The sequence below is a fragment of the Tropicimonas sp. S265A genome, from assembly GCF_049800835.1.
Classification (GTDB): Bacteria; Pseudomonadota; Alphaproteobacteria; order Rhodobacterales; family Rhodobacteraceae; genus Dinoroseobacter.
Window position 1 is genome coordinate 17,237 of the sequence record NZ_JBNAFU010000012.1, and the last position, 19,601, is coordinate 36,837.

The following is a 19,601-nucleotide window of genomic DNA, read 5'->3' on the forward strand; positions in this document are numbered from 1 at the left end:
AACTGGAAAGCTTGCTGCCGTGCTATTCTTCTTACTTGGTCTCGTACCCGCATTCGGTGGTCTCATGGGTAGCCGCGAAGATACCTCCGAGCCAGAAACGTCCCGGGTCGCCGAAACGCCCGAGCGTGGGGCGCCCGAGCGCGTCGCTTTCGTGCCCACCGCGCCCGAAACGGAAGAAGTCGTCGAGACGCCCAAGGCCGCAGCTGCAGAAAAAGACGCGGTCGCAGACCGCACACCGGCGCGCCAGGAGCCTGTCGAGCAGCCCAACAATGCAGGTGCAGAAACACCGCCTCCCGCGCCGGATGGTGAACAGGACCGCGAAGAGCCCGTCGTAGAGGCACCCGCGATCGAAACCCCCGACCGAAACCCGCCGATTGTCGAAGCGCCGGCGATCCCGGCCGTTGAAAGACCTGCCGAGCAGGACCCGGTTCAGGAAACGCCCGTTATGGCGGACGTGCCGGAACGCACCCCCGAGCCGGTCGAGCAGGAAGCGCCTGCGCGCGCCGAGCCCCCCCTTGAAGCACCCGTACAGGATGCAGGCGTTCAGGGCCCGGGTGCCGATGGCGCCACAGGCGTTCAGGTCGATGGGGCCCTGCAGGTCGTGTCCGGTCGTGTGACCACACTGGTGCCCGAGGGGGATAACATCGCCTCCGTGCAGGTGCTGCAAGGCCCGCAAGAAGGCACCCTGACGGTGAACCCCGACAATACGCTCGCACTTGTTCTGACGGATACGAGCTATACGGGCACACTGAACCTGTCCTACGAGGTCACCTTTGCCAATGGCAGCACCCAGACTGTGGCGCCGAAGATCACGGCTGTCGAAGGTCCGGTCGAAGGCGGGTGGGGCCAGGGCAACTTCTATATGCTCGAAACCGATGCCAACGATAATCTGATCGTCGAACACGGCGATAATCACCGGGATGTCTACGTCTCAGGGGACGACACCGCGCTGTCGCTTCAGGAGATTGCCGATATCGAAGGGCTCTCGGTCGACAAGATTACCGGCCGCTGGCTGAGCAACCATCCCGAATATGGCTCCAGCCCCGAAACGGCGCTGGCCGACGACGCCGGATCCAGGCTGTGGAAGACCCTGTCGCAAGATTCCTACAAGGAACCGGCCTCGCACTGGCTGCACCTTGAAAAGGGCTATGACTACGACATGGGCGGTCTGCTTCACAAGGGCATGTACGGGGAATCCGAACTGCACCCGCTGCACATCACGGCCTATGGAACCGGCGACAAACCGGTGATCACCTCCGATTTCGGGATCACGGGCGAAGGTGTCACCAATGTCGTGGTCAGCGATATCACCTTCACCAAGGGTGGTTTCCTGAACCCGGGCCGGAACCTGATCATGGAGAACGTGACCTCCACCGGCGATGCGGAATTCGCCATCCTGCAATCGGACGGGTTCACGCTGCGGAATTCTGAGATCTACGACATCCATCACGAAGCTCCGATGGACCCCAACGCGTGGAACGAATCCAAGGACCGGGTAAGCGGAATTTATGTCGGCCGGGGCACCAGCGGCGTGCTGATGGAAAACAACCTGTTCGACCGCAACGGCTGGGAAGAGGGCTATTACAGCGGAACCGACCCCAACAGCCCGCAGGCGCCCAGCATCTACAACCATAATGTCTACATCGCGTCATCGGTATCGGATCTGACGTTTCGCGACAGCATTTCGATGCGAGGGGCCTCGTTCGGCGCCCAGTTCCGCGGCGGGGCGGTCGTCGAGAACAACGTGTTCCTCGACAACAATGCGGCCGTTTTCGTGGGTGGCGGAAAGAACAACGATGACGAGTTGAAGGGCAATTACTCAATCTATTCCGAAAACATCGTCACGTCTGCCGCCCATCGTGACTACGGCGTTCTGAAGGGGCAGGTCGCCGGCGGCATGGCATCCTATGCGCCGATGACCACCTTGGTGGACAATATCGTCACGCACATGGCCGACCCGAACAATCCCGAAGAGCAGGCCGAAAAGGGGCTCAGCAACTTCGCGCTGCGGGCCGAAGAGGACGCCTATTACGACGACACGATCGTCCACAACTGGGGCGGATCCAAGGAAGGTGGCGACAAATGGGATGCGAATACCGAAGGGCTTGACCCGAATGTCCTTGATGCCACCACGATCCAGATCTTTGCAGCGCAGCTTCTTGGCGACCCGGATGCCACGATCGATGACCTGGCAATGTATCTGCGCGACTCGGCCGAAGACGAGGTCTTCAACGGGGTTTCGGATGCCGAGCTGATCTCGGACTTCTTCCGCGCCGGTTTCGGTCTGGACATTGAGGACCGCGTGATCGCAGAGACCCTGCGGTTCGTGCCCGATGACATGGGCGACGGGATGCGCTGGGACAATACCATGAACTGGTCCACCGACGATCTGCCCGGCACGGCCACGGGCGACAGCGTCGATCTGGCAGGCAATACCGTGATCTACGGCGGCACCAACACGATCAAGGATCTGGACCTTGGCGACGGGGGTGAGCTGCGCATCGGCTACGGGCGTCTGAACGTGACCGGTGAGATCACCAGCGAAGGGGCAGGCGGGCAGATCAAGATCAGCGAAGCCGGCCAGCTCTGGACAGACGGGTATTCCGACAACGCGGCCCTTGAGATCGATGTCACCGGCGGGCGTTTTGCCAACACGGGGGCCATGGACGGGCGAGTTGATCTTGAGGTCAGCGGCGGACAGGCCCTGCTGGCGACCGACAACGCCCGCTATGACGTGGGCGATGGCAGCCGTCTGGACATCATCGGCGACGACGCCAAGGTCGGGTTCGAAGGCAAGGATGGCGGCACCGCCGTATTGCGCTTCGATGAAGGCGGCGTGTTGCGCTTCGAGGCCAAGGACGGCGGCATCGGCAGTATCGAGGAGTTTCGCAGCGGCGCCAATGGCGATGAGGCAAACGACGTGGCCTCTGGCGCCCATTTCGGGGAAGCCACGCTGGAGCTGGACCTTGCGGGTATCGACTCCAAGGCGGGCAATTACACCCTTCTGTCTCTGGACGAGATGATCGGGGCCTTCTCGGAAATCGACGTGCAGGGCCTATCGAACACCCGCGATGCCACGCTGGTCTTCGACTATGGCAAGGATGAAGTGGTTTTGCAGATGTCCAACGCGGGCGCAGGCTCGGGCAACTTCAAGTACGAAGTCCTGGGCGATCAGACCGATGCAATGTCGTCAGATGACCTCTGGGCCGCCCTGACAGCCGGCCAGCCGGTCCTGTCGGACGAGGTTGTCCCGGATACCGTGTCGGTCGACGACCAGCAGATCTACGACTTCCTGTGAGCGCGCCAGGCGCCGGGGCTATACCAGCCCCAGCGTCTCCGCCAGCGCCTTCAACTCCGCATGGTTGGCCACCTGAGTGGCTTTGCGGTTGCTGCTGATCTTGGAGGTCCGCGCCTTTACCGGGCCGGTCGGATGCCCGATCAGGTCACAGATCTTGTCGACGGTGGCCTGCTGTGCCTCCGGGCTGCACAGGTGGTCTTCGTATTGCACCCGGATATGGGGCACGCACGACATCAGCTGGTCTTCGTAATCCAGCATCGCGGCGTTCCATTTCAACTGGTGTTCGAACTGGTCCGTATCGAGCCTGACCTCGGTCGGCAGTGCGCTGTTGACCGGACCACGATCTTCCCAGCTGGTATAGAGCCCCACGTCCTGCGCTTTCGCCAAGGACAGGCTTTGCGGAAACGTCTTGCGGCGCAGGTGGATCAGATGGAACCCATCCGCCTGCAGCGCGTCCAGAAACGGCAGCGGGTCCTTCATCTTCTGGACTTCGAACAACTGGTAGGACAGGACCTTGCAGCCATACGCTTCCTGAACACAGGTCCGTGCAAGGGCAGACAGCAGGCGGGCGGGTTGATGGACCGCAAAATGCAACATCTCGCCATCACAGCGCAGCCCGTCGATCTGGCGCAACAGATCGACAAGCAGGGTCGAACCGCTGCGGGGCCGGGATATCACGACAAAGCGCCGCTCTGCGCCCCGCTTGCCCTTCAGGGCAAGCGCGGCGGCGCGCGTCCGCTTGCCAAGTTCCATCCTGTAGCCCGTCAGGGAAGCGCGGTCGCGATGGACGCGCCCAAAGGCGTACTTGGATCCGGCGGCAGGCATATGATGGACCGGGTGGGTAGCCAGGGCGGTCCGCACCTGCGCGCGACCGCCCTTGTCGTTCTGCATTCCACCATGCACGTTCACGTCCGGACCTCATCCAAGCGAAATTCAGTTCCGCCAGAGTTTAATGACGCCCATCAGACCGGACAAGCAGCATCGCGGCCATCTCCAGCTTGGGGCTGACTGTTGTCAGTCCGTCACACAGAGACTTCCAGCCGGTTCCCGATCACCGACACACCGGCAGGCAGTATCGCGCCATTATCGGTCAGACTGTCCACGTCGATCAGTGTATAGGTGCCCGGTGCGAGCCCAGTCGTATCCACGCTCACCACAGCACCGGCCTCCAGCGTCACCTGCGATGTGAGGTTGGGATCGCGGGGCTGGCCTGTCACGCCCCCACCGAACTCCTCTAGCCCGTAATGGCCGGAGCGGAATTCCCGGATCGTGGACACACCCGCATCTCCGGCGATGAATGCCAATGTGCTGCCGGAGCCGAAGATCACCGCGGCCGTACCACCTTGCCCATCGAACCCGACGCGGGCTGCGTCTCCGTTCAGGGTGAGGGTGTCATCGGCCCCGAACGTGACCGAACCGCCCTGGTAGACAACGAAACGGGCATCGTTGAACACATTTGCCGACAGCCCGCCGTCAATCGTGCCCGAGACACTGATGCGTCCACCTGTGACTGTGGCATCCAGCACCGCGCTGCTCGTGCCCTTGAACTCGAACTGACCAGCTCCGCGCACGTCCAGACCACCGGCGCCATGGGTTGTCGTACAGGACATATATCCGCCAGAGACCCGTGCCACAGCCCCGTTCTCGAACGCGATATCGGCCGCTCGTACCGTACGGTACCAGCCCACCAGAGACTTCAGAACGAGATTGTCACCATCCACCGGGAAATCCCGCTTGCCGTCGATGCGCCAGTTGTGGGGATTGTCGCCCCGGTAGCCTTCCGCCCAGGGGCAGTAGGTCGCGGGATCGAAAATGATCGTTCCGGGTCCGTGACCGAATGTCGGCATGTCAAAGCGCGTTGCCGCAAAATTCCAGATGTCCTGAAACCGGGCCGCGGCATCTGGAAGGGTCCGCAGATAGTCGATGGCCTCGAACGCGGTGGATGTCCCGATCGGCTGGGATTGATGGGCATCGGCCCACCCCCCGAACGTCACCTCATTCAGGGTGCTCGTGTCGAGCCCGGCAATGTCCTTGTCGTTTGACGAGGGCCCCCAGTTATAGGCCTTGATCGTGCCGGTGTAATGGCTCTTGTCGACCTGATCCTGATCACTTCCGACCAGGGTAATGCCAAGTTCCCCATTGGTGAAGAAGCCCGACTTGGCCGAGATCTCTTCAGGGTTCTGCGGATCAACGCCATTGGCGATGATGAGGTTCGCATGCACCGCATCGAGATGCTCAAGACCGTTGAACGCCTTGGTCCGGACACCGATCAGATTGCCGGGCCGGAAACCCGCCCCCATCGTCAGAACATCAAGCGTGGCCCCGTAGTTGCCAAACTCGGTGACGCTGAGAATTTCTCCCGTCGCGCCTGAAACCGAGGCCGTGACCGTCTCGCCGATCTGGAACTGCGTTTGATCTGCAGTGAGGGGCGGGCGCACCCGGAACGCATACTGGTATGTCGTCCCCCCCAGCATGGGCGGAGACATGGCGCCGCTCGACTGTCCCGTGACAATATCGTCTTTCTGAAACTTGATCGTGCTGTCTGTCTGATAGGAGGACCCGGCCCGGCCGTGGAACGACCCTGCATTGTTCTCCCCGTGAACGGATGGCCCGAGGAACCCGCCACCCCGCAACTGTACGGAGTTGTGGGAAGCCCGGGTGCTGATGCTCTCGATGAACGTCACATCCGAGACGTTTTCCGTGCAATAGACATTGTGGTTCTTGTCGTTCGGCGCCTGCGGCAGGCTGCCATCGGCATTGACCGGGTCATACCCGATCTGCCACCCGTTCAGATCCAGAAAGACGTTCCACATCAGAACATGAGACGCGCCGCTGCCAAAGAAAATGCCCGAGGCCCGGTCGCCACCTGACCAGTTGGTACCTCCGGGGGATTTGACGTGGACATCCCAGACATTCGTGCCGAACCAGGTGATGTATTCCGACGGGGCGGCATTGACGACTGTCTCATGTTCGGACAACAGCACGTCGGAAAACAGCGTTCCGTACGCACCGGCCTGCATCGCGTAGCCCGGCATTTCCAGGCCGGAATAGGCATTGTAGTAGGGCCGGGGATCGCCCAGAGAGCGTTGCGGGGCTTCCGCCAGTTTCGGCTTTGGCCCGGAGCCGAACGCGCCGTGCACGACGGGGTGCAGCAGGCACTCCCCCGAGACAACCCGGGTGTCGAACTGATACGTGCCCCCGCGCTCGAACATCCACCAGTACGCCACGAATTTCGTGTCGGACTGCGTCTCGTTCATCTTGCTGGTATAGATCGATCTGCCCGGTCCGGCCCCGCCCGCAACATCCCATTCCAGCGGGTGACTTGAGCGCTTGCCATAAAGATCCTGGCCATTCAGCCACGCATTCGTCACCTGCGATGTGCTGGACAAGCCTGGCTCGGCGTCCACGATATCCTGCCGCGACCAGCCGCGCCCCTCGGTCGTGAGGTACCAGACCTCAGTCGTCGTGCCAGGCTCGAACTTCATGGCAACCGGGTTGGCCGGATCGACCTCCAGCGCGTAGTGGTCGCCCTCCCCGAACCCGTTGGGGAAATCAAACCGTGTCTGCCCGTCGGGCTGGAACGCAGGGTGGTTCGACAGCACGCTCTCGGGGATGATCGTTCCGCGAATTGTCAATGTGGGCATCATGCCACTCCCGTAACGGCAACTGCAGCCATGGCAATCGCGCGGTTGTTGTTTGTGGTGCCGTTGGTATCGACGATCACCTCGAAGTCGCCGGGTGCGACCCCGTTTTCCAGCTTCAGATCAAAGGCCGCGCGGTCCTGATCGGACGACGCGGTGCTGAAACCCCCGGTCCAGGATGCCTGGCCCGACTGGTTGCCCTTCGCCCCGAAAAGCGCGACGACCGAATGATTTTCAGGCACATCCGACAGTGTGCCGGACAGGACGTGGGTGCCGGTGCCCGCAGCGAAGTTGACCGCATCCGTCGCCGTGACCGCCGCAGCGCTGAGCGTTTCGGTGCTGGACAGGATCATTGCCGAGACAAGATCGACCGTGCCCGTTCCGCTTTGGGTCAGCGTCAGCGTGTCGGCTGCGGCCGCTTCGACAAGGTAGATCGCGCTGTAGGCCACGTTGTCGGCCGAGGACGTGCTGACCAGCCGGGTCACGGTCGAATTCGCACCACTTACGGTGATATCAATCGTGCCCCCGCCGAAGGTCGTGTTGTTGGCATTCAGCGCCAGGAGCCAGGAGCCCGCTGCGTTTGGCACAGCACCTGTGTTCGTCTGGGCCTGCCCGGTCGTCAGATTGGCCTGGTTGAACCAATGCACCCCGGCAACCGCCAGCGTGGTCGGAACAGAGGCTACAGACGGCGTGAACGCGACATCAATCGGCGTGTCGGAGATCTCTCCGTTGACATTGATCGCCCACACGCGGAGCCGGTTTGCCGTGGTGGTGGCCGGATAGGTCAGCGTATAGGAAAACGGCCCTGAATCCGCGACCTGCGTACCCGCCTGTTCGACATTGCCCGTCACGGCACCCTGGTTATCCGTGACCGGGGGGGTCCCGCCGGATTTGGTATCGTCCCAGAGCGCCCAGACCAGAAGTCCGTCACCTGCCACCTTCATGTCGATATCGACCTGCAGATCACCGGCCACATCGTCAAACGACAGCCCCGAGATCGTGGGGGATGTGGGGGGCAGCATGGGCGCCGCCGCCATGATACTGTCGGTTGTCTCGCTCGTCGCGGTGTCCGACCCTTGGGAATTGGTTTCGGTCTGACGGACGCTGAGCCCTGACCCCACATCGGCGGCCTGCAGCACATAGGTCAAACCGGTCGCACCCGGAATCACGGCGCCGTCGCGCAACCACTGAAGCGCTCTTACCGGGACCGGAAAGCCTGTTGCAGCCGCCGGCGTGACGGTCAGGGTCGCCCCCTGTTGCTCTGTACCGGAGATCGTCGGAACACCGGAAATCACCGGCGCGACATCGGCAGCCGCAGGCGTAAACGCGGGGCTCGGATCCTGCAGGACCAGTGCACGGTAGGCGGTCCCGTTCGACAGCCCCGACAGGTTTGCCTCCTGCAGGGTTGCATTGGCCAGTGTGGTCGGCAGACCGTCCGCGTCGCAGTCAGCCGCGGGGAGGGTCAAGAATTTCTCGGGCATGTCCTACGCTCCTGGGAATGAGTTGATGGTCGCGCCGCCGTCACCCGGGGCGATGTCCCACGTGCCGGTTGGCGCGCCGGGGAAGGACGCGATGGTTGCGGCCGCATCCCCTGCACTGATCTGCCAGATGGACGGAAGCGGCGGCGGAGGGGGAGGGGGAGGGGGGATCTGGATCGTATCCGTCGGCGCACTGGTTGCCGTGACCCCGCCGGTGCTGTTTGTCTCGACCTGCTGCACCGCGATCGCGGTCCCGTCATCGGCCGCGCTCAGCACATAGCTGGGCCCGGTCTCACCGGAGACGAGCACACCGGATCGCAACCATTGCCAGCTCCGGACCGGGGGCGGAAAACCGGCCACGGGGGCGGGGCTGGCCATCAGAACCTCCCCGACAAGCGGAACACCGGAGATCGTCGGCACGCCATTGATCACCGGAGCGGCCGTGCCGGGATCGAAGACTCCGGTGCTCGAAGCCGCACCACGGCTGAGGCTATTGGGAAAACCAATTCGCATATGAAGGCCCGTCGCTAGAGAGAAGGATCAGTAAAGGGCCACGATGCCCGTTGCCGTGGTGCCAGAGGCCCATACGCGGGTGCACCGGATCGGAAACGGCACACCGGCCACCACCGAGACATTGGCAGTATCGCCGCCAACCGTGGTCACCCGGACAATGCCTTCGGAGGCGACATTCAACGCGCGACTTGCCACGGGCAGGTCCTCGGTATCGCTGGGGGTCACTTCCAGAATGTGACTGGCAGGGCTTTCCAGCGAGGGGCTGAAAGAAGCGAAGATGTCTTTCATGTCGGATATCCGTCTATGCTCAGGGTTGGGATCGAAACCGCTCCGATCAACCGGCGGGCAGCCAGGTCGGAACCGAACTCTCCCTAAGCGTCACTGGATATCGTTAAAGGACCCGAAGCGCGGCGTGCGTTGCGCGGGGCTGCTTGGAAACCAAGCTTTACAGGGTCTTACGAAGGGCCGTGGCGGGTGCTGTGCTACTTGTACTCGATCAGCTGCGCGGGCTTTGCCCGGAGCCGCCGCCAGACCCATGTCAGCGCGCCCTGCATCTCGGCCAGCTTGCCCAGCATCAGGAATGCGGCACTGGAGGACCGCATCCCCCGACGCTGCAACCGAAGGACCTGCAAGGGCCAGATCAGCAGAAGCAGCAGGGCAAAGGGCGTCACGAACATCCCAAGCACGACAATCAGCGGCAGAACGCCCCCCCAAAGGATCGTGCGCCGCAGCCGGGCCACGTTGTGCCGCTCCGGCGGGGCCCCATACATGGCGACCCCTTCGGCATAGGTGTAGCCCGCGCGCCGACAGCGGCTCCACCATTGGGAAAACCGGGTCATGGCCGCATCATGCAGCGTCATTTCGGCAGGCAGGCGCCAGACCTCCCACCCGGCCTGCCGGAGCCGCACACACAGTTCCGGCTCTTCCCCGGCGATCAGGTTCGGGTTGAATCCGCCAACATCCATGAGCGCCGCCCGGCGCATCATGGCATCCCCGCCGCAGGCCCGGACCTTGCCCGGGTCCGCCGCCCATTCCTCGTCCGTCAGCCGGTTCCACAGCGTGGCCTCGGGAAACCGTTCCCGACGGCGCCCACACACCACCGCGACCTTGGCATTGTCCTCCAGGAACCGGCGCGCCGTATCGATCCAATCGGGCTGAACCTCGCAATCGCCGTCCACGAATTGAACATACCGGATCTGCGGATCATCCGCGACATGTGCCAGACCTGCGTTGCGGGCCCGCGCAGCCGTGAAGGGCTGGCTCGTGTCCAGCTCGACCACTTCCGCCCCAAGCGCCTGCGCTTGTGCAAGACTGTCATCGGTGGACCCGCTGTCGATGTAAACGATCCGTCCAACCCGCCCGGCAAGAGAGGACAGGCAGCGCACAAGCCGCTCCCCCTCGTTGCGGCCGATCGCAATCGCCGCGACATCCTCTGCCGCTCCCCTGATCACGCCGAAAACCCATCCTTCATCCGGATCAGACGCGCCGGCACACCGCCGACGATCGCGCCGGCTGGCACATCCTTGGTGACAACCGCATTGGCCCCGACAATCGCGTCATCGCCCACATGGATCGGCCCGACCACGACGGCCCCGGCGCCCAGTTCCACCCGGTTGCCGATCACGGGCCGGTCCTTCAGGGCGTCCAGCCCGGCAATGCCGAAAGTGGTGTTCTGGCGGATGATCACATCGTCGCCGATGGTCTGAGCCACCAGGATCATGCCCCCGAAATGTTCCAGCCGGACACGCCGCCCGACCCGCACCGTATAGGGCAGGTCGATCCCCCCCATCCATTGGCAGAGCTTGTGCATCATGCGGTACAGCAGCGTCAGCGGCACCCGCAACAGGCGCGGGCGCACCCCCATGCGCCAGTTGCCGAACCGGTGCCAGAACAGCGCCCAGAATCCCTGGGCCAGCACGTCACCGTCATGGGTGCGCAGGTCTTCGGCAATCAGGGCGCGCAGCCCGATGCCGGTCGGATTACAATTCTCCGACCCGGGGTTCTGGACGAAAAGCGCCTGTGAAGGGCCTGTGTCAGCCATAAGACCCCTCCCGCAGGCCCAGCAACGGGCGCAGCACGACCGCCCAGAAATCCCCGAAGAACCTGTTAGGCACCGACGCGCCCCGGCCCGGGATCAGCGACAGGAGAAGATTGCCAACCGCCCCCATCACCCAGCACAGAGCCGCGATACGCACCCCCACGGGACCGTAGGTATCGGTGAAATACTTGCGCCATGACCGGTACCAATAGGCAGGCTTGCGGGGGCGGTTCCGCACCCCGCTTCTGACATTGGTCGCCGCCCCTTCGGCGTGGATGACCCGGGCCTGCGGAACGAACCATGTCTCCCACCCGGCGCGCGCCGCGCGGTGCATCAGGTCGACCTCTTCGTAGTACAGGAAATACTCCGGATCGAAGAACTCAAGCGCTTTGAGCGCCTCGAACCGGATCAGGACCGCCGCGCCCGCAACCCACCCCACGGGGCCCTGCGGATGATCGGGGGGCAGGGGCACCACGAGGTTCGGCGCCAGTCGTGTAACCGGGCCAAAGGCCAGCGCCCGGGTGAATTCTCCCACCGGGCGCGGGAACCGAAAGGCGGCCGTGACCGCACCGGTTCCGGGCTTGTCGATACCGGCCCCGGCAAAGGCCGCTTTCGGGTGCGCATCCAGATGGGCGGCCAGAATGTCCAGCGCTTCGTTTTCGAGCCGCGCATCGGGGTTGAGCAGAAAGACATAGGTCGGCGGGGCGGGGCGGGCGGCCAGATCCTGAAGCACAAGGTTGTTTCCACGCCCGAAGCCGTGGTTTTCGGATTCCAGATGCAAGGTCACGTCCGCGCCCCAGCCAAGATCCCGTGCAGCCCGCTGAAACGCCGCGGCATCCTTGCCCCCGGGGGAGGCATTGTCGACCAGATGCAGATCGACACGGCGGCCGCCATGGTTGCGCGCGCGCACGCTCCCGACCGCTTCGATGGCCAGATCGGCAGTGCCATAATTGACCACGATCACCGCGATCTCGGAAGGGGAAGAGGCGGTCATATCAGCGTTTGGTCGGCGACAGGCGCCTGCGTAGCGGGGCCGCGCGCTCGGTCTTGCGGTGCAAGGTCAGTTCGGTATGGCGGGCCGGTGGCTCGGACGCCCGTGCCAGAGTCCCGACAGGTTCGGCCGGGCTCCGCCCCGGGCCAAAGCGGCTGTATTGCACGCGGCGAGGGGTGTCGATGACCGGCACCTCCTCGGAGATCTCGGAAATGCGCCCGTGTTCGTACCGACCCAGAAGTGCGCCGGCAAGCAACCAGGTCACCGGGGTCAGCGTGGCGTTGGGAATGAGATCGACCATGTTCCCGGCCAGAACCACCGCCAAACCTGCCGTCGCGGGCGTTATGTCGAGCCTTCGCCCCGCCATGGCCAAACCGATGATTCCCGACGACAGCAGCCCGAAGATGCCGATATATCCCGCCCATCCGTTCGTGCCGATGGTGATGATCCAGTAGCCATCCGGAATGGTCAGGGAGCTGCCCGTATTGTCATACACGCGGTTCCGGCCCCAGGTCCCCCACCCGAAAACCGGGCGTTGCTGCGCCTTCTCCAACAGCAGGTCCTCGTTCCGAAGCCGTGTCTCGAAGGACAGGGCCCGGTTGGAATCGATGGTTGCTGCAAATGACGACATGCGATCGATCGGCACCAGGCCAGCACCACGCAGCATCGGATACATCGTCACGGATATCGCGAAGAAGCAGGCGATCAGAACCTGCATCCGCACACTGAGAAACAGGATGACCGGGGCCAGCGCCAGCGTGATCAGCAGCGCCCCCAGCGACTTGGTCAGAACCAGCGTCATCAGCACCCACAGCGCCACGAACAGATACCGCACGCGCGTCGGTGGCGGCGTGGCCTTGAACAAGGCCAAGGCCGACAGAACAACCGTGGAAAAGAACAGCGATACCCAGAGTCCGTGCTGCAGGAACACGATCGGCCGGAACCCGTCGCCCCGCACATGCTGGCCCCAGCGGTGCTGAAAATAGCCATAGATGTTGGTGTTGAGCTGCGGCGACATCCGCGTCTCGTAAAGCGACAGGAACGAATAGGCCGTGCCCGCCACCACCACCACCCAAAGCAGCGTGACATGCGTGTCGGGATGCCCCAGAAAGCGGCGCGCAAGCAGGAAGGGCAGCAACAGGATCCCGGCCTGAACCAATAGGGATGCGGCATCATAGGGGCGCAGACCGGGCAGGGTCAGCGGCCCGTGGACAAGACGGTCCCCGTTGGTCAGCACCATCCCGATGAAACTCAGCGGCACGATGGCCAGGAACGCCAGAACAAGGGGTTTTCGCGGCAACCAGGTCGTCAGGAAGCGGGGATCGGCTGTGTTCTTTGTACGTGCCAGAATGATGAGCATGGCAATCAGAACAGCCACGGCGGGCACGAAATCCTTGTTGATCGGCGGCACCATCGGCAGGTCCAGCCCGCGCCCATGCGGCAGAAACAGATAGCCGGTGACAATGGCGGCCGCCATGGCAAGTACGGGTTTGAGCCGGGCAAACAGAACCACCACCAGAAACGGAAACGCGAACAGGGCAAGAAGCGGGGGCACCATGGCGCGCCTACCTTTCCTGCCTGTAGCGCAGGCGCATGGCGGAGGCGGCCAGCCCGGGCAGAATGGTGATGCAGGCCAGGTACCGGCGCCAGAGCCGTCCGGGGTTCTGCAAAAGCCGCCAGACCCACTCCATCGCCAGCTTCTGGACCAGGACCGGGGCGCGCGTCTGCGAGCCTGCCAGAAAATCGAGCCCCGCCCCGATCGACAGCACGCCGATTTCGGGGAAGGCGGACTGGATACGGGCGGCCAGAATTTCCTGTTTTGGGGCTCCCAGGGCCAGGAACACCACCCGCGCGCCGGAGGCCTGCAACTCAGCGATCAGCGCATCGGCTTGCGGGCCGACAGGATCGAACCCCATCGGCGGGGCAATACGCGCGGCCACCTCAAGCCCGGGCACCTTGTCTTTCAGCGCCGCCTCTGCCGCCGCAAGAGACCCGTCATCAGAGCCGAAAAAGCCGACCGGCACCTCTTGGCGTGCCGCCAGGGTCGCAACCGGCACCACAAGCTCGGATCCCGGGACCAGCGCCACCCTTTGACCCGCCAGACGCAACAGCCAGACGATCGGGTTGCCATCGGCCGTTACATGGGTGTGGGCCTTGTAAGCCTCGGCAAAGGCAGGAAGGCTGCGCAGCTTGACCACATGGTCGAGGTTCAGCGTGGCGATGGAAAACCCCTGCTTCCGTACCAGGCGGCCTTCGAGATCGGCAAGCAATGCCTCTTGCGACACGACATTGACGCAGGTCGCCTGTCCCTGATCCGTGACATGGCCAGACAGCATCGGCCAGTCGATCGCCGCCGCGACGCTCATCCGCTCCGCACGCGGGCATCAACCAGCGCCGCCCTCATTGTATGTCTTCCAGAATGCGTTTCTGGAAATCCGGATACCAGCTGTCGATTTCCTCTTCGCTGCGCGACCAGATTTCGCGCCAGTGCCGCATCGCCAGCACAACGCCCGCCACCTGCGGAAATTCCCAGCGCCGCGACAGGCTGTCCTTGAGGAACTCCGACAAGAGCCTGCGCGCCAGCATCACCCGGTAGGCCGCGCGGAACCTGTCGGGCTTTTCCGCATGTCGTTTGAGGAACACAGCCATGTTGAGCAGTTGGAACACGATGACCTTCTTGCGCTTGATCCGGCCGGGGGCGGCTTCGTAATGATGCAACTGGGCGTCGCCAGCCCGCAAGAGTGCGCCATGACGGGCAATACGATAGCAGATGTCGAGATCCTCGAAGGCCGCATAATACCGAAGGGCCGTATCGAACTGCTCGACATCGCCGATCGACCGGCGAAAACTCATGCCAGAGCCTGGCATGAACGGGGTCGCCTTCACCTTGAGGTGCGCGACCGAAGGCGGCACCTCCCGCGCACGCGGCTCATCATAGCGCATGAACAGCTTTTCTGCGTTCTGAAACAGGATCTCGCGGTTGATCCAACGCCCCAGCCGGGTCTTCATCACCCTCTGGGACAACCCCGCTGACGCGGTCCGACCGGTCCCCTTGCGTTGCAAACCCGGCGTGGCGCCATCCGAGGTTTCAACCTTGTCCGCCACCGGGTTCACATCCGTCAGGCGCGCGCCGACACCGGCAACGGCCGCCTCGGTATCGGCCTCGTAGACGCGCAGAAGCTCTTCGGCGCAGGTGTCGTGCAGAAAGGAATCGTCATCCATGAGGAAAACGATATCGCCGGTGCACATCGAAATACCGAGGTTGCGCTGGGTCGCAGAAGACCGGACCGGGCTTGTCACGTAGATCAGCTCGATCCCGGTCTGCCCGGCCAGAATGTCCGTCGCACGGGCCTTGCCCTCTTCCCAGTTGTCACTGGCATCGACGACGACGATCTGCCCGGGCAGCCGGGTCTGCCGGACGACCTGAGACAACGCCAGCATGAGCACATCGTGCCTGTTGAGCGTTGCGATACACGCGCTCCATGTCAGCATGCCAAGACTTCCGTTCTCAAATCATATCCGTGCAGTGGACATCCTGCTGCGGTGCAACATTAGCCTACGCGTCCGAACGATATCCATGCCAATTGGGGAAAAGTCACTCTTCGGGCATGAAACGCGGAAGATCGTGGCGCAACTCCGACAGCATGTCGAACAAACGCGCCTCTGCCTGGGCATCCGTTTCCTCTTCGAGGATCGGGGTCGTCAGGCGGATCAACCCGCCATCGGTGCGCCCGGTGCGAATCCCGTCCACCATCAGCCAGAACTTGGCGGCGATGTCCCAGGCAATCCGGCGCTCCCGCTGCTGGAACCAGTAGAGCACCATCAGACGTGTCTCACCCTTCTGGATGATGGCCCGATTCACATTGTACTTCGAAGGAATGTCGAGTTGCTGCGAGATGTCGGCCCGTTCGATCCAGGCAATCTCCCAGCCCGCGCCGGGCAGACACACTTCGGGGCTGTGGACCCCGCCATTGGTCTGATCGGCATACCACGCCATGAACAGCTCAATGCTCGCCGCTGCATCGGAATTGACGAAATTCGCTGACCGGTAGTCATCGGCTTTCAACGTCCGTTCGATCGCCGGATCAAGTCTTACGGCGGGCCCGTCCTGACGCCAGTCTCCGATGGTACGGGGGAAGGTGACGAAGCTGTCACGCTCGATCTCCCCCCGCTCGGGCTGGGGCACGGCCTGCCAGGCCAGGGCCCCGAAGAGCGACAGGCAGGCAGCAGTGATCATCGCCGGGGAGGCCTGGATCAGGCGCAGGCGCGCCGCCTGCGTGCCAAGCCCGTCGGTTTCCAGATCCAGCGCCTCGGAAAGCGACATCTTCTCGGGTTGCAGCATCAGCATGATGCGCGCCAGACCGAACAGCAGGACGATACAGGCCAGAAAGATCACCCAGCCTTCGAAGAAATGCGTGAACCCGTCGAGCCATTCGACCCCGTATTCCTGCGCGATGACCCCCGCGACCGCGATGCGGACAGAGTTCATCAGAACCGTGATGGGCGCCGCCGAGATCAGCAGGACCGCCTTGTGCCACATCGGCCCGCGATAGAGCACCGCGAAAATGTAGGAAAAGGACAGGATCGGGAACAGGTATCGCAGACCCGAACACGCCTCGGCCACGTGCAGTTTCAGCACGCCCAGATCGATGATGTTGCCCTCAAGGAACACCGGCACGTTCATCACACCCAGGAACCAGACGCCCAGTTCGGACGAGACCAGCTGCAACCAGGCCGAGAACTTGTAATAGAACGTATCCGGCAGCGGCAGCATGTAGACAAGGTGCAGAACCGGCGGCCAGAACAGCAGTCCCACGCGCCAGCCAAAGCTGATCAGCAGGATACCGAAGATCCAGATGATCACGCCATAGGCCACGATGTCGGAGATGTTGGCCATCTTGCCGAGCAGGGCAAAGCCGAGCGACAGCGCCACGACGAAGACACCCGGCCAGCGATCCTTGATCGGACCGGTCTGGATCGGCACTTCCTTGAGTTGCCGCAGGAACAGAAGACCCGACAGAACCGGGATCAGCGGACCGTGGCTGTATTCCGGACGCGACCACGCCAGCAGAAGCGCATCGAGCCCATCCGCGAAAAACAGCGCAGCCCCTGCACAGGCCACAAGAAACCACAGCATACCCGGGGTGAAGAAATCCCCCAAAGTGACCGACCCTGGTTTCAACTCACTCGTAATCGACATCAAATCGCCCTGCGCTCAGATCAATTGAGAAAAGTAAATACGCTATGCTGGGCGAGAATATGCCAGTTCCGTGGACATCTGGCCAGCACATCGCAGAGTTCTGACAGCTTTGTGTCCAACACGGCAAGGACCTGTGCATTTGGGTCACTATTGGCCGGATCTGAGAACAACCACTGCGGATGTCAGACACACGACTGTCAGCGCGAAAAATGTCGATCACCCCCCTGCACGCCCGGGCCGTCCCCTCAATGCCGCACTGCGGAATGAAACGCGGCTGTTTCCCTGTGCAAGCGTCACAGCGGTTGGTATGAGGCAACAGAAGAACCCAACGCGCAAGAGGTCCCGGGTGCACGCAAAAGACCGGCCTGCGGTCCTGATCATAGCCGAGGCGGCGAATCCCGAATGGGTCAGCGTTCCGCTGATCGGCTGGTCGTTGTCCCAGGCCCTGGGCGAGGTCGCCGACACCCATCTTGTCACCCAGATCCGCAATCGCGACGCGGTCCTGCGCGCCGGGCTGATCGAGGGGGTCGATTTCACGGCCATCGATTCCGAGGCCGTCTCGCGCCCGATGCACAAGATCGCCAGCGTCCTGCGCATGGGCAAGGGCAAGGGCTGGACCATGACAACGGCGATGAACGCCCTGAGCTATCCGTATTTCGAGCATCTGGTCTGGAAGACGTTCGGTGGTGATATCCGTGCGGGGCGCTACGACATCGTGCACCGCGTCACGCCGCTGACGCCGACCACCGTCTCGCCGCTGGCTGCCAAATGCGCCCGGGCCGGGGTGCCGTTCGTGATCGGGCCGCTCAATGGCGGGGTGCCCTGGCCCAAGGGCTTTGATGCCGAACGCCGCCGCGAACGCGAATGGCTGTCTTATGTGCGCGGTATCTACAAGGCCCTGCCGGGACGGCGGAAAATGCTGCGCAATACGGCGGCGATCCTGACCGGCTCGCGGTTCACGCAAAGTGAAATTCCCGCGCCGTATTCCGACAAGACCCATTACATCCCTGAAAACGCGGTCGATCCCACCCGGTTCAGCCAGACGGCCGCGCAAGACATCACGGGCCCCCTGCGCGCTGCGTTCGTTGGTCGGCTGGTGCCCTACAAGGGCGCGGATATGGCCATCGAGGCCGCGCTGCCGCTGCTGCAATCGGGGCAGATGACCTATGACATCATCGGCGACGGACCGATGCGCGCGGACCTCGAGGCGCTGGCGGTGCAGCACGGCCTCAAGGAAGCGGTGCGGTTTCACGGACAACAGCCGCACGACCGGGTGCAGGACATCCTGTCGGCGGCCAATATCCTGCTGTTCCCGTCCATCCGGGAATTCGGCGGCGGCGTCGTGCTGGAGGCGATGGCCCTAGGCGTGGTGCCGATGATCGTGGATTACGCAGGGCCGGGGGAACTGGTCACACCGGACACAGGGCTCACGGTGCCGATCGGCACCCGGGCCGAGATCATCGCCGCCCTGTCGGAGCAACTGGTCAGACTTCGTGACGACCGCACGGGCCTGCCGCAGATGGGCCAGGCTGCACGCGCGCGGGTCGAGCACCAGTTCACATGGTCCGCCAAGGCCCGGCAAATCGCCGAGGTCTACGCGGGTGTGCTAGGTCACTGACGCGGTTTCCTGCTTCAGCAGTTCGACCTCTTGCAGGATCCGGTCCTGGGCCTTCTCCAGTGTCGCCCAGGGGGACAAGCCAAAGTCGAAACGCGCGGGCGGGGTCCATTTTGACGGTTTGAACCGCTTTCGGATCGCCAGCGGGGCGTAGCAGATCAGGGGCAGGGGGGAGAATGCATAGGGCGCATCGATGCTTTCGCACCAGTCGCGCCATTTGAACACGTTCGACGCGCCGGCCTTGTAGGCCACATCCAGCCGCAGCCCCGCCCAGGGGATACGGTAGGCATCGGCGATGATCGCGCCGTGCATGGCCTCGCACACCACTTTCTCACAAGAGGCCAGCTCCTGCACGAAGGCCTCCACACCGAGCGCCGGGGACACGACCCGCGCATTCAGGGCGGCAGCCACCTGTGCAACGGTCTCAGGCCGTGTCTTGAAATGCGGGACAAACCCGAGGCCGCTACGCGCCCCTGAAGCAGGCAGAAGACGCGGCAGCACGATCGCCGGATCGGACACGAACGCCGCCCCGGTCAGGCGTGCGGTCCTGGGCCCGCGCACAAAGCGCAGATCCCACTCCGCCGCCGAGAAATCCGGCAAGGTCCGTCGCGAGCGGGCACCGGATCCGAACACCGTGATCTTGCGGGCGCGCTTTACGTAACCTTCGACCAGAATGGTCCCAATGCCGAGAAAGGCATGGTCCGGGTCATCGTCCATCAAGGGGCCAAGCAACCTCGACCAGAGCCAGGGGTTCAGAGCGTCCCCGACATTCGGTTCGGACTTGTAATAGATCAGACGCATGGCGGCACGGGACAGGGCTCAGGGGC

15 protein-coding genes are annotated in these 19,601 nt (G+C 63.3%); 2 read left to right on the forward strand and 13 right to left on the reverse strand.

The window, feature by feature from the left end; all coding sequences use genetic code 11:
* Positions 1–64 precede the first annotated feature (64 nt).
* Positions 65–3,298 (forward strand): right-handed parallel beta-helix repeat-containing protein, encoded by a 3,234-nt coding sequence (locus tag ACP15N_RS18835; RefSeq protein WP_425093866.1) that lies wholly within the window; start codon positions 65–67, stop codon positions 3,296–3,298.
* A gap of 18 nt (positions 3,299–3,316) precedes the next feature.
* On the opposite strand, the gene ACP15N_RS18840 is transcribed toward ACP15N_RS18835, so the two are convergent.
* The 12 genes from ACP15N_RS18840 to xrtD form a co-directional block, all read right to left on the reverse strand.
* Positions 3,317–4,207 (reverse strand): hypothetical protein, encoded by an 891-nt coding sequence (locus ACP15N_RS18840; RefSeq protein WP_425093867.1) that lies wholly within the window; start codon positions 4,205–4,207, stop codon positions 3,317–3,319.
* A 113-nt stretch (positions 4,208–4,320) separates the two neighbouring features.
* The gene (locus tag ACP15N_RS18845) at positions 4,321–6,942 is read right to left on the reverse strand and encodes a hypothetical protein (RefSeq protein ID WP_425093868.1); all 2,622 of its coding nucleotides are present in this window, start codon (positions 6,940–6,942) and stop codon (positions 4,321–4,323) included.
* Positions 6,942–8,420: a hypothetical protein gene (locus ACP15N_RS18850; protein WP_425093869.1), complete on the reverse strand. Its 1,479-nt coding sequence runs from the start codon at positions 8,418–8,420 to the stop codon at positions 6,942–6,944. Before ACP15N_RS18850 ends, ACP15N_RS18845 begins: the two co-directional genes overlap by 1 nt.
* 3 nt (positions 8,421–8,423) lie before the next feature.
* Positions 8,424–8,930, reverse strand: coding sequence for a hypothetical protein (locus ACP15N_RS18855; RefSeq protein WP_425093870.1), 507 nt, complete (start codon positions 8,928–8,930; stop codon positions 8,424–8,426).
* 27 nt (positions 8,931–8,957) lie between these two features.
* Positions 8,958–9,218: a spike base protein, RCAP_Rcc01079 family gene (locus ACP15N_RS18860; RefSeq protein ID WP_425093871.1), complete on the reverse strand. Its 261-nt coding sequence runs from the start codon at positions 9,216–9,218 to the stop codon at positions 8,958–8,960.
* Between the two features lie 194 nt (positions 9,219–9,412).
* On the reverse strand, positions 9,413–10,381 hold the full coding sequence (locus tag ACP15N_RS18865; protein ID WP_425093872.1) for a glycosyltransferase family 2 protein: 969 nt from the start codon (positions 10,379–10,381) through the stop codon (positions 9,413–9,415).
* Positions 10,378–10,971 carry a serine O-acetyltransferase gene (locus ACP15N_RS18870; protein ID WP_425093873.1) on the reverse strand — a complete coding sequence of 198 codons (594 nt, stop codon included), beginning with the start codon at positions 10,969–10,971 and terminating at the stop codon, positions 10,378–10,380. Before ACP15N_RS18870 ends, ACP15N_RS18865 begins: the two co-directional genes overlap by 4 nt.
* Entirely contained in the window at positions 10,964–11,962 is a 999-nt protein-coding gene (locus ACP15N_RS18875; protein WP_425093874.1) for a glycosyltransferase, read from the reverse strand. Before ACP15N_RS18875 ends, ACP15N_RS18870 begins: the two co-directional genes overlap by 8 nt.
* 1 nt (position 11,963) lies before the next feature.
* Positions 11,964–13,517, reverse strand: a complete 1,554-nt coding sequence (locus tag ACP15N_RS18880) for a hypothetical protein (RefSeq protein WP_425093875.1) — start codon at positions 13,515–13,517, stop codon at positions 11,964–11,966.
* Positions 13,518–13,524: 7 nt separating this feature from the next.
* Positions 13,525–14,325 carry a WecB/TagA/CpsF family glycosyltransferase gene (locus tag ACP15N_RS18885; RefSeq protein WP_425093876.1) on the reverse strand — a complete coding sequence of 267 codons (801 nt, stop codon included), beginning with the start codon at positions 14,323–14,325 and terminating at the stop codon, positions 13,525–13,527.
* Between the two features lie 34 nt (positions 14,326–14,359).
* Positions 14,360–15,451: a glycosyltransferase family 2 protein gene (locus ACP15N_RS18890; protein ID WP_425093877.1), complete on the reverse strand. Its 1,092-nt coding sequence runs from the start codon at positions 15,449–15,451 to the stop codon at positions 14,360–14,362.
* Between the two features lie 103 nt (positions 15,452–15,554).
* Positions 15,555–17,159, reverse strand: coding sequence for a VPLPA-CTERM-specific exosortase XrtD (gene xrtD / locus ACP15N_RS18895; RefSeq protein WP_425093878.1), 1,605 nt, complete (start codon positions 17,157–17,159; stop codon positions 15,555–15,557).
* 346 nt (positions 17,160–17,505) lie between these two features.
* Between xrtD and ACP15N_RS18900 the strand changes: the two genes are divergently transcribed.
* Positions 17,506–18,777 carry a glycosyltransferase family 4 protein gene (locus ACP15N_RS18900; RefSeq protein ID WP_425093879.1) on the forward strand — a complete coding sequence of 424 codons (1,272 nt, stop codon included), beginning with the start codon at positions 17,506–17,508 and terminating at the stop codon, positions 18,775–18,777.
* Here ACP15N_RS18900 and ACP15N_RS18905 read toward each other — a convergent pair.
* Positions 18,766–19,575: a polysaccharide pyruvyl transferase family protein gene (locus tag ACP15N_RS18905; protein WP_425093880.1), complete on the reverse strand. Its 810-nt coding sequence runs from the start codon at positions 19,573–19,575 to the stop codon at positions 18,766–18,768. The two genes, ACP15N_RS18900 and ACP15N_RS18905, sit on opposite strands and share 12 nt — an antisense overlap.
* Positions 19,576–19,601 lie beyond the last annotated feature (26 nt).